The organism is Candidatus Streptomyces philanthi (genome assembly GCF_059553635.1).
This window is the reverse complement of sequence record NZ_JCANQV010000212.1, coordinates 1-10352: the sequence shown is the minus strand read 5'-3', so window position 1 is coordinate 10352 and position 10352 is coordinate 1. Positions and strand designations below refer to the sequence as shown.

Sequence of the window (10352 nt, the reverse complement as noted above, 5' to 3'; positions counted from 1 at the left end):
CTGCCGCCGAGCCCGCTCGCCCCGCGTCACCACTGGGCGGTGGACGTGTCGGCCCGCGAGGCACAGGACCCGCCCGAACCACTCGCCCCACCCGTCACGGCACCCACGGGGAGTACGTCCGACGCCTCCTTGCTCGTCCGCGAAGAAGTGGCGCGGACCGGCGTCTTCTCCGTCGACGAACTGGACGCGCGCATGGAGCTGGTGGCCGATCTCGGCTTCGACTCCCTGATGCTCCAGGAACTGGAGGTCAACCTCGGCAAGCGGGTACCGGGCTTCCGTACCGAGGAGTTCTTCGCGTCCGACCTCACCGTGGAACGGCTGGCCGCGCTGGTCGCCCCGTATCTCACCGGACCGCCGCCCCCCGGCGCCGCGCTCCCCCGGGAGGCGGACCGCGGTGCCGCCCGCGTCGACGACTTCCCGGAGGTGCGCCGGCTGGAGCAGCGCATCGACGCGGTCGCCGCCACCGGCGCGGACTTCCCGTACTTCCGGGTCCACCAGGGCACCATCCGGGACACGACCGTGATCGGCGGACGGCCGTACCTGTCCTTCGGCAGCTACAACTACCTGGGACTCTCCGGCCATCCCGCGGTCAACGAGGCCGTCCACCGGGCGGTGGACCGCTACGGGACCTCGGTCTCCGCGAGCCGGGTCCTCTCCGGCGAACGGGACCTGACCGTACGGCTGGAACGCGCGCTCGCCGGCTTCCTCGGCGTCGACGACTGCCTGGCGCTGGTCAGCGGGCACGCCACCAATGTCACCGCGATAGGACACCTCGTCGGCGCGGGCGACCTCGTCGTCCACGACGCGCTCGCGCACGACAGCATCCTCCAGGGCTGCGTCCTGTCCGGCGCGGCACGGCGCCCCTTCGCCCACAACGACACCGAGGCGCTGGAGGACGTCCTGCGGCGCCACCGGTCGCGGTTCCGGCGGGTGCTGATCGTCGTCGAGGGCGCCTACAGCATGGACGGTGACCTGGTCGACCTGCCCGCCGTGATCGAACTGAAGAAACGCCACGGCGCCCTGCTGATGGTCGACGAGGCGCACAGCATCGGCACCGTCGGCGACCGCGGCCGGGGCGTCGGCGAGTTCTTCGGCGTCGACCGCCGCGATGTCGACCTGTGGATGGGCACCCTCTCCAAGGCGTTCGCCAGCTGCGGCGGCTACCTAGGCGGCTCGGCCCGTGCGGTGCGGTGGCTGCGGCACACCCTGCCGGGCTTCGTCTACAGCGTCGGGCTGACCCCCGCCAACGCGGCCGCCGCGCTGGCCGCCACCGAACTGATCGTCGCGGAACCGGAGCGGGTGCGCGCCCTGCGCCGGAACGCGGAACTCTTCCTCGGCCTCGCCGCCGCGGCCGGCCTGGCGACGGGCGCCAGCGCCCACACCCCGATCGTGCCGTGCGTCCTCGGCGACTCGGCGAGAACCCTGCGCGTCGCGGACCGCCTGTTCGCGCGGGGTGTCATCGCCGATCCGATCTTCCATCCGGCGGTGGAGGAGGGGCTCGCCAGGCTCCGGTTCTTCCTCACCGCGGACCATGGCGAGGACGGCATCCGGCGGGCCGTGACGGTCCTGGCCGAGGAGGTGGCGGCCACCGCCGGATGAGGGGCCCATGTCAGATCAGGGTGCGTTCGATCCGGCTGAGCATGGGGTCCTTCGCGGTCCCGCCCGGGTCCGCGGCACGCCGCTGCCCGGTGGAGCCGAGCCGTTGGGCGAGCAGATAGGCGATGATCTCCGCCTCCTGCTCCTGGACGTCGTCGTAGGTCGCGCGCTGGAGCATGTCGCGGACGAGGTCGGGGTCGAGGTCGGGGAAGAGGAAACGGGCGCTCGCCTCGTCCAGCCAACCCGCCCCGCGATGGCAGCAGATGATGTGGCCCAGCTCGTGCAAGATGATGTGCTCCTGATGCGCGCCGGTCGTGTTGGCGTCATAGAAGATGAGGTCCTCGTCGCGCGCGACGACCCACATGCCGCACGGCTGCGACGCGGGCATCGGCATCGGGACCAGCGTGATCGGACGGTTGCGTACCTCGCCGAGATGGCGGCAGAGTCCGGCCACATCGGTGACCTCGGGGAGGCCGAGTTCGGCGATCCGCCGGGCGCCGTCCTTCCGGAGCTTCTTGAGCCGGCTGCGACGCTCGTGATCGGCCGACGGCCCCTTCCTGGGGCCCCTCACTCCGGGTCCGGGGGTTCGGAGGGGTCGGTGACGGGTGGCAGGCCCTGCATCTGCCGGTACTGGTCCATGATCGCGGTGATGGCCTGGAGGTTCTCCCGTTTCATCCCGGCCGCCCGCATCGCCACGGCGCGGACTCCCGCCTGCCGCAGCGCCTCGACGGCGGCGACCTGGCTGAGCACCGATTCGGCGACCTCGTCGTCGAAGAAGTAGGCGACGGACACACCGAAGAAACGTGCCAGGGCGGCCAGCAGCTCCGGTGAGGGGTTGGAACGTTTCCCCGTCCGCAGCTGCGACAGATACACGCCCCCGACCCGGAGTTCGGGGTTGGCCCGCTTCAGCTCCTCGGCCACCTCGGCATTGGTCCAGTGCTTGCCCTTGGGGCGGACGGTCTTGAAGAGGTTGTCCAGGCGCACTGCCAGGAGGGGCCGGTCGTCGGTCTCGTTCATGGCGAGTCTTCCTCCTGTCACCTCCCCGGCATTGCCCTTGGCTATCCGCAAGTCTCGCAGATTAGCGGACAGTTGACAATCGGTCGTGTCTCCGTCACCGTGGAAACGCGCCGATAGCTGCCAGCTAACTTTGCTCACGGGGGTAGCCGAGTTGGTTGCCGGCCATATCGGCCCGGTCCGGCCCCGCACGGGGACGGGCCAGGCAGGAACGCACCCGCCCGGTCGACGGGGGAGTCACGGGGGAAAGCGGGCGGGTGCGACGGGGGAGACGAGAGAATCCCGCCCGGCCTGACGAGGCAGGCGGGCGGGTTCTCTCAACCCGCCCTGCCGATCCTGCGGTAGGCGGACGCGACCTGGGTGAGCCAGGCGACCTCCGCGACGAAGTTGTCCGTGTCGCGGTCCTCGAAGTCGGCGGCGTCCTTGTTGTCCTCGGGGACGGTGCCGGCGCGCTTGGCCCGGAGGGCCTGCCGGATCTGCGCCGCCTCGGCGAACGCCTGCCGGGACTCGTCGCTCGCGCCGGGCCCCGCCGTGCCGTCGCCGCCGGCGGAGCGGTCGATGTAGGGGCGCAGGTCCCGCCATCCGTCGCGTATTTCGATCACCCGCCGGTGGAGGCGGTAGTTGAGGTCGGAGACCGCGGCCCCGGGCGGCTCCAGGACGATGTCCGGCGAGGACTCGTACAGATCCCGCCAGAGCGGATAGAGCGCCCGGTACGCGCGATAGCCGCGCACCCAGTCCGCCAGCCTGGTGACCGAGGCCCCCCAGGAGGAGATCGTCAGGCTGAGCGAGAGCACCACGATGCCCGCCGCGCTGAACACGGAGGCGGCGACCTGCCAGGCACCGATGTCCACCCCCGCAGCCGCGGTCAGGATGTTGACCGTCCTGGCCGTGCAGTAGAGGAAGAGGACCACCGCGGCGACGGACAGCAGCCGCAGGGCCTGGCGCAGCGACGTCTTGTCCGCCATACGGGCATAGGGCCCGCACTGGCGGAAGATGGTGACGCACGGCACCGCCTGGGACACGATGAAGACCAGGAGGTAGGTGAGGACCAGCGGTTGACCGCTGCCGGTGTTGAAGTCCGAGGCCGGCCGCCCGGTGCCGTCGGCCAGAAGGAACAACGCGATCAGCGACGCGTTGAGGACGACGCCCGTGACCAGCCAGTAACGGGTCTTCCGTACCGCCTCCTCGGCGTCCGTCGCCCACTGCAACAGGATGATCTGCGCGCTGACACAGAAGGCGACCGCCGCGACGTGCATCACCAGGATCGCGAGGTTACCGACGCCCAGGAAGCGCTCGCTCCCCATGGCTACGGCACCCATGGTGAAGGTGAGGCACTGGAACAGCAGTGTGATCACCAGGGTGCGGTAGGCGCTGTCCCGCCAGCTGCGCCGCACCTGGCTCAACCGGTAGGCGAGCGCGGCGTACGACGAGAGCGCCGAGACGGCGAAGCAGAGCGTCTTGAGGGTGTTCACGGCCTGATCCCCCGCCGACGCCGCGTGCGCGGCGGACGGCCTAGTCGGTGGCCCCGCCCGAGGGGACCTCAAGCCCGATGCTCTCGGCCGCCACGGCGATGGCGTAGTCGAAGAACGCGGTCTCGTCCCGGACGCTGTCGTGCGTACGGCTGAAGACCTGGAAGACCAGCAGCCCGATCAGGTTGCTCCACAGCACGATCCCGCGCTCGATGATGTCCGAGAACGGAGCCTGAGGCACACCCCCGAACAGCTCCACGGCCTCGGGCAGCAGCAGCGAAGGCCCCGTCATCGCCCGCTTCGGCGGGGTGAGTTCACCCGCCTCCAACGCCGACCGCACAATCCCCGCCAGCACCGCGGGCGTACGCGAGGCGGGCGGCACCGTGTCCTGCGGCGCGTGATAGCCCGGAACCGGCGACCCGTAGATCAGCGTGAACTCACCAGGATTCCCGAAGGACCACTGCCGCAATGCCCGCGTCACCGCGAGCAACCGCGTCCCCGCCGACGCCCCCGCGTCCACCGCCGCCCGATCGGCCTCCTCCATCGCCGCACCGGACGCGTTGTACGCATCGATGACCAGCGCGGTCAACAGATCGTCCCGATGCGGGAAAACGGCCTCCACCGCGGCGACCTCCATCCCGCCACCCGCGGCAACAGCCTCCAACGACAGCCCGCCGGGCCCCACTTCCACCAGCAGTCGACGCGCAGCGGCCTTCACAGCCTGCACCATCCCGGCCCTCTCGTCGGCAGCACCCGTCCCGGAAACATCCATGGCCAAACCGTACCCGCCGACCACAATGACGATCAGGACAGTTGATCGAGCGCCTGGACGAGGGGGTGTGATCCCGGACACAGCGGTGGGTGGCGGGGGTGGCCGGATCGAGTCGCTCGCGGGAGAGAGGGACGGGGTGGAGGACCGGGCACAGAGGGGAGAACGACGGTGCCCTCCTGGCGGGCCGTCCCCACCACACTTCGGCTTGCGGCACCTGGCGCGGCTGCTCGCCGGCGACGATGAGGCATCCATCGCCGCCAGGCCACCGGACACCGGCGCCGGCTGGCCGGGACACCGTCCGGACGAGGTCGCTGCGGATCGCGCCCTGACTGGCCCCCGGCCCCCGCGCCGGACAGCCGTCGGTGACCCTCTACGCAGCGAACAGCCGCTTCGGCAGGGCGCGTTGCCGATGGCCCTGGCGGGTGGTGACGGACGGCTCGCCGACGGTCTCGGCGAACCCACCGACGAACCGCGAACGGCCGGCAGGGGCTGCCGACGACCCCTTACTCGTCCAGCAGTCCGTGGGCCCGCTTGTACTCCCGGACCAGGCCCTCGGGCAGCCTCCCGCGTGCGCTGACCGCTCGGCCCTGCTCCCTGGCCCAGTTCCGGACCAGGGAGGCGTCCAGGCCGACGACCGCGCCCTCCATACGTGGCTTCCCCACCGGCGGCTCGGTCCGCGTCGGCTCCGACGGGGCGGGGGGCATCGGGCCGGTTTGGGCGCCGGGCTCGCCCCCGGGGCCGGCCGCCTCGACGGCACGGGCGAGGGCGTGCAACCGCGCAGCCACCAGAGCGGGCGGAGCGGCCACCACGTGATCACCACCACGCTCCAGGACCCCGGCGATGAAGGGTGCCCCGAGGAAGGACAAGGCCTCCTCGATCTCGCTCGGCTCGAACGGGGCCTCCACGACGCCCTTGGTTTCCCGCCAGACGTCGCGGACACCCAGCGCTCCGGCGCTGTACTCGATGTCGACAGGGTCGTTCCCGCTCTTCCACATGGCGCGCAGGACCTCGCTCAGCACCTCCTGGCGCCGTTCTGCGGCCCTCCAGGTGGGCTCCAGGGAGTCCCTGTCCTCGACCGTCATGAGGGCGGCGACCTCTCGCGGCATGAGCGGTGTGCGGGTGTGCCGGACGACGGCCCGGGCAAGCTCCTGCGCTGTGAGCAGAGCCACCTTGTCCTTACCGGCCTCGTGCTCCACCCGGGCGTCGAACCGGGGGCCGACCAGCACGGTGCAGTGCGCGTCGTGCCGCTTCCGGTGCTCGCCCAGCCTCCCGAACTGGACGTCTTGGTCCGTGATCAGTCCGGCGCCGTCCGTCTTGGCCTCCACCGCGACGCGCAGTCGACTCGTCGGCGACCTCCAGACGTCGACGATCACATCGGTCTTCTTCGGACCGCTGTGGGCCTCGACCTCTAGCCCCAACGCGCGGAAGGCGGCCGCGACGGCCCTCTCGAACCGCCGGTAGTCGGCACTGTCCGAGGCCGCTCGCACGAGCTCCACAGCCAGTCGCTCGGCCTCGGACTCGCCTGCCGTCGTCTCCGGCCTCGGGTCTGCTCCCTCCTGGGCCGTGGTGTCGCCGGGTGCTCCCTCGGAGGCCGCCCGGTCGAGAAGCGGAAGGGTTCGAACCAGCGCGGTACCCAGAGGCGTCCGCCGGAGGCTGAGCCCGATCCGCTCGGCGAGACCCGTCTCCAGGAAGAACGCGACACGACGGGTGATGCCCTCCCTGGTGAGCGGCAGCTGCGGATATCTCTCGGCCAGGACGCGCACAAGAGCGCTCGAGTGCGTGGTGTCCTCGATCGCGTCGAGGCTCTCCCCCAGGAGCGCGATGTTGAGGTGGAGCAGACGGATGAAGTCCAGGGGCTCCCCCGACGCCAGGCAGTCCGCAGCGAGCTCCGTCGCCGCGAAGGTGTCAGGGCCCACCTGGGTCAGGAGCCCGAACGACCGCAGAGTGCCCAGAGACTGTTCGGCGGAAGACTCCAGGACGCCGAACTGCTCGGCGCAGAAGGCAAGGAAGTCCCGCCGGGTGACCTCGGGGACAGCAGTGTTCACCAGCCGGCTAAGAACCTCCACCCGCCCGCCGCCCGCGACGTATCCCAAGGGACGCTTCCGCCGCCGCAGCGCCGCCTGATCCGTCCGGTCGAGACGGGCCGCCAGGAGGGCAGGTGGTGCGGGCAGGTCAACCGGGTGCGCGGAGTCCTGGCGTCGGTGGGGCAGATCGTCGGAGGCGACCAGCTCGATCCGTTCCAGGAACTCACGCCCGCGGCCGGTCGGAACGATCCTGCCGTTGCTCCAGACGTCCACGAGTCCGACTGCGCGGAACCAGTACACACGTCGACGCACCTGGTCCCTGGAAGCCCACATGAGGCCGTACTCGTGGGCTGCGATGTTGTTCAGCTCGTTGTGGGTGAGACCGTCCCCGAGAGCGGCGAGCGCCTCACCCATGAATCTGGTGTTCGCGTGGAGTACAGCGATCAAGTAAAGGTCGTCACCGGAGTCGATCACGTACCGGGCGTCGTCCGTCAGAGCCAGGCGGGCCGGGTTCCCCTCGCGTGACAACAGTCCGCAACTGCCGATTGCATGCAGGGTTTTGCGTAGTGGAACCGGCGTCGTCGCGTTGGGCCAGGTGAACAGTCGGTCGATCGTCGGGTTCTTCGCGATGTCCTCCAGGAGTGCCCTGAGATTCCCGACGATCTCCGTCGGTTCACCGGGGATGTACGGCGCGGCCCCTCCCCTCGTCAGCCATGGAAGGATGGGAGGGAAGGCTTTGCTGCCCGGCAGCTGCTCTGGAATCAAGAGGAATCCACGTTCTCGACACGGTTATCGGCATAGCGGGGTCTGTCATCGACCGACTCAGGATGCTCCTCAAGCCACTGGTGTGAAAGCTGAGTTGACATGCGCGACAGCTTGTGCAAGTCGCCAAGACGGCAGCCGTTGCGGTGAGCGCTTCCGCGTCCCCACTGCCGGGGAATACCGTGAAAGGAAACGGTCCGGGCCGAACGCCGTCCGACCTGGGCGGCTGTGCGTGGGCCGCCAACCTGCGGATCGGGATGCGTGCCGGTGCTTCAACCGACCCAGATGCCACCATGTGGGACCCGGCGCGCGAGGCGTCGGCCGGCGTCGCTGACGGGGCTCGACCAGGACACATCGGCGACCTGGCAACCGAAGCCGTCGGCAAGGGCTTGTACGAGCTTGGCACCAATGCCCTGGTGCTGGCTGGTGTCGCGGGCGGCCAGGTGGCGGATGACGTATTCGTTGGCCTTCAGTAGATACGCCCGTACGTTGTCCGGGGGCCTCTTGGTTCAGCAAGGTCGGACCATGAGCTGAAGTCGCAGTGGTTGCCTTCTGCGGCATCTGCCCCACCTGGTGGGGTCGGCTTCCGCCAAACGATCGGTGATTCCGTCGTTACGACGGACAAATCGGTCCGCCCATCCAGGTGCCTGGGTGCCCGGATACCGAACGCCCATGCCCCATGGTGAGAGGTGTGTTCCTTGCCGCCGTCCCAGCCGCCCCGCAGGCTCATGCCGCAGGGGCACCTGCCACCGTTGGGTGTCTCCACGCTGCGGAACTGGACAGGAACGGCGCCGTAACCGAGATCCCGATCTCTGCCGCCCGCCCAAGGCCGGACCAGCGCGCTGTCCTGCTCGACGTACCCGGTCCATCGGTCCACCCTGCCGGGGTGTTGCTCGGGAAACAGCTCCCGCTTTTGCTTCTCGACCTCAGGCAGTGTCGGGCGAACCCAGACACTACCTGAGGTCGCTCGACCGTTGAGGCGCACTCCGTGCCGCTGGGCCCTGCCGCGCAGGAAGTGCAGAAAAATGCCGGGCGGTGCAGGAAAGTCGACACCTCGGACTATTTTGTCCAAGCGGGTGCGAATGCGACGGTTCGGTCAGAGGGTCTGCCGGCCGGATGCGGTCGTGCAGCCAGCCGCTCCCCTTGGGGTTCGGCAACCGCAACCACGAAACGATGAGGGCCCCGACCGCACTGCGGTCGGGGCCCTCATCTGCCCTGGTGGGCGAGTGCGGAGGATACGAGATTCGAACTCGTGAGGGGTTGCCCCCAACACGCTTTCCAAGCGTGCGCCCTAGGCCTCTAGGCGAATCCTCCGCCGCAAACAATACAAGACGTGGAGGGGTGCTCGCGAACATGATCCCGGGGGAGGGGGTGTGGGGGTGGGGTGGTCGGGAGGTTGGGTCGTTTTTGGGGGCGGGGATCGGCTAGGGTGGGGCGCAGCCCCTCACGTGGCGCTATCTGACTGAACTCCCCCAGGGCCGGAAGGCAGCAAGGGTAGGTCGGCTCTGGCGGGTGCGTGGGGGGCGCTTGCGTTTGCGGGCGGACCGGTTGTCGGTGGGGGCCGATATCGTCGTAGGTGTGTCGTCCCTCGCGCTGTACCGCCGCTACCGACCCGAGACCTTCGCGGAGGTCATCGGGCAAGAGCATGTGACCGATCCGCTGCAGCAGGCGCTGCGGAACAACCGCGTCAACCACGCGTATCTGTTCAGCGGGCCGCGCGGCTGTGGCAAGACGACCAGTGCGCGCATCCTGGCGCGCTGCCTCAACTGTGAGAAGGGTCCCACTCCCACGCCGTGCGGGGAGTGCCGCTCCTGTGTGGACCTGGCGCGGAACGGGCGCGGGTCGATCGATGTGATCGAGATCGACGCGGCGTCGCACGGTGGCGTGGACGACGCCCGTGAGCTGCGGGAAAAGGCGTTCTTCGGGCCGGCGGCCAGCCGCTACAAGATCTACATCATCGACGAGGCGCACATGGTCACCTCGGCGGGGTTCAACGCCCTGCTGAAGGTCGTCGAGGAGCCGCCGGAGCATCTGAAGTTCATCTTCGCGACGACGGAGCCCGAGAAGGTCATCGGGACGATCCGGTCGCGCACCCATCACTATCCGTTCCGGCTGGTGCCCCCGGGCACGCTGCGGGAGTACCTCGCCGAGGTGTGCGCGCGGGAGACGATCCCGGTCGAGGACGGGGTGCTGCCGCTGGTCGTACGGGCCGGGGCCGGGTCGGTGCGTGACTCGATGTCCGTGATGGACCAGCTCCTCGCCGGGGCCGGCGAGGACGGTGTGACATATGCCATGGCGACGGCGCTGCTCGGGTACACGGACGGGTCGCTGCTGGACTCGGTCGTCGAGGCGTTCGCGGCCGGGGACGGGGCGGCGGCCTTCGAGGTCGTCGACCGGGTGATCGAGGGGGGCAACGACCCCCGGAGGTTCGTCGCGGACCTGCTGGAGCGGCTGCGGGACCTGGTGATCCTCGCCGCGGTGCCGGACGCCGCGGAGAAGGGGCTGATCGACGCGCCCGCGGACGTCGTGGAGCGGATGACCGCGCAGGCGTCCGTGTTCGGCGCCGCCGAGCTGAGCCGGGCCGCCGACCTGGTCAATGCGGGGCTGACGGAGATGCGCGGGGCGACCTCGCCGCGTCTCCAGCTGGAGCTGATCTGCGCCCGGGTGCTGCTGCCCGCGGCGTACGACGACGAGCGGTCGGTGCAGGCGCGCCTC

8 protein-coding genes, 1 tRNA gene and 1 other RNA gene are annotated in these 10352 nt (G+C 70.0%); 4 read left to right on the top strand and 6 right to left on the bottom strand.

Going from position 1 to position 10352, the window contains the following annotated elements; translation table 11 throughout:
• The coding region (locus AC51EU_RS21700) for an aminotransferase class I/II-fold pyridoxal phosphate-dependent enzyme (RefSeq protein ID WP_496268692.1) at window positions 1-1599 on the top strand (1599 nt) is incomplete at its 5' end.
• A 10-nt stretch (window positions 1600-1609) separates the two neighbouring features.
• On the opposite strand, the gene AC51EU_RS21695 is transcribed toward AC51EU_RS21700, so the two are convergent.
• The 5 genes from AC51EU_RS21695 to AC51EU_RS21675 all read right to left on the bottom strand — a co-directional run bounded on the left by AC51EU_RS21695 (window position 1610) and on the right by AC51EU_RS21675 (window position 7640).
• Complete coding sequence (locus AC51EU_RS21695; RefSeq protein ID WP_496268691.1) at window positions 1610-2167, bottom strand: ImmA/IrrE family metallo-endopeptidase; 558 nt, start codon at window positions 2165-2167, stop codon at window positions 1610-1612.
• A complete protein-coding gene (locus AC51EU_RS21690) occupies window positions 2164-2613 on the bottom strand; it encodes a helix-turn-helix domain-containing protein (protein ID WP_496268690.1) in 450 nt (149 codons plus the stop codon). The genes AC51EU_RS21695 and AC51EU_RS21690 overlap by 4 nt, the downstream gene beginning before the upstream one ends.
• A 314-nt stretch (window positions 2614-2927) precedes the next feature.
• Complete coding sequence (locus AC51EU_RS21685) at window positions 2928-4082, bottom strand: MAB_1171c family putative transporter (protein ID WP_496268689.1); 1155 nt, start codon at window positions 4080-4082, stop codon at window positions 2928-2930.
• 40 nt (window positions 4083-4122) lie between these two features.
• The gene (locus AC51EU_RS21680; protein ID WP_496268688.1) at window positions 4123-4851 is read right to left on the bottom strand and encodes a TetR/AcrR family transcriptional regulator; all 729 of its coding nucleotides are present in this window, start codon (window positions 4849-4851) and stop codon (window positions 4123-4125) included.
• A gap of 503 nt (window positions 4852-5354) precedes the next feature.
• Window positions 5355-7640: an Lsr2 family DNA-binding protein gene (locus AC51EU_RS21675; protein WP_496268687.1), complete on the bottom strand. Its 2286-nt coding sequence runs from the start codon at window positions 7638-7640 to the stop codon at window positions 5355-5357.
• A gap of 179 nt (window positions 7641-7819) precedes the next feature.
• On the opposite strand from AC51EU_RS21675, the gene AC51EU_RS21670 reads away from it, so the two are divergent.
• Entirely contained in the window at window positions 7820-8113 is a 294-nt protein-coding gene (locus AC51EU_RS21670; protein ID WP_496268686.1) for a hypothetical protein, read from the top strand.
• A 753-nt stretch (window positions 8114-8866) separates the two neighbouring features.
• Here AC51EU_RS21670 and AC51EU_RS21665 read toward each other — a convergent pair.
• Window positions 8867-8951, bottom strand: a tRNA-Ser gene (locus AC51EU_RS21665).
• Between the two features lie 121 nt (window positions 8952-9072).
• On the opposite strand from AC51EU_RS21665, the gene ffs reads away from it, so the two are divergent.
• Both ffs and AC51EU_RS21655 read left to right on the top strand, forming a co-directional pair.
• Window positions 9073-9171: signal recognition particle sRNA small type (gene ffs / locus AC51EU_RS21660), an RNA gene on the top strand.
• A gap of 44 nt (window positions 9172-9215) precedes the next feature.
• Window positions 9216-10352 (top strand): DNA polymerase III subunit gamma and tau (locus AC51EU_RS21655; protein WP_496268685.1); only part of this gene is annotated, 1137 nt, incomplete at its 3' end.

Coding starts and splice junctions, on each gene's coding strand:
- AC51EU_RS21690 (WP_496268690.1), bottom strand. CDS start 2,613: ATGAACGAGACCGACGACCGGCCCCTCCTGGCAGTGCGCCTGGACAAC.
- AC51EU_RS21680 (WP_496268688.1), bottom strand. CDS start 4,851: ATGGATGTTTCCGGGACGGGTGCTGCCGACGAGAGGGCCGGGATGGTG.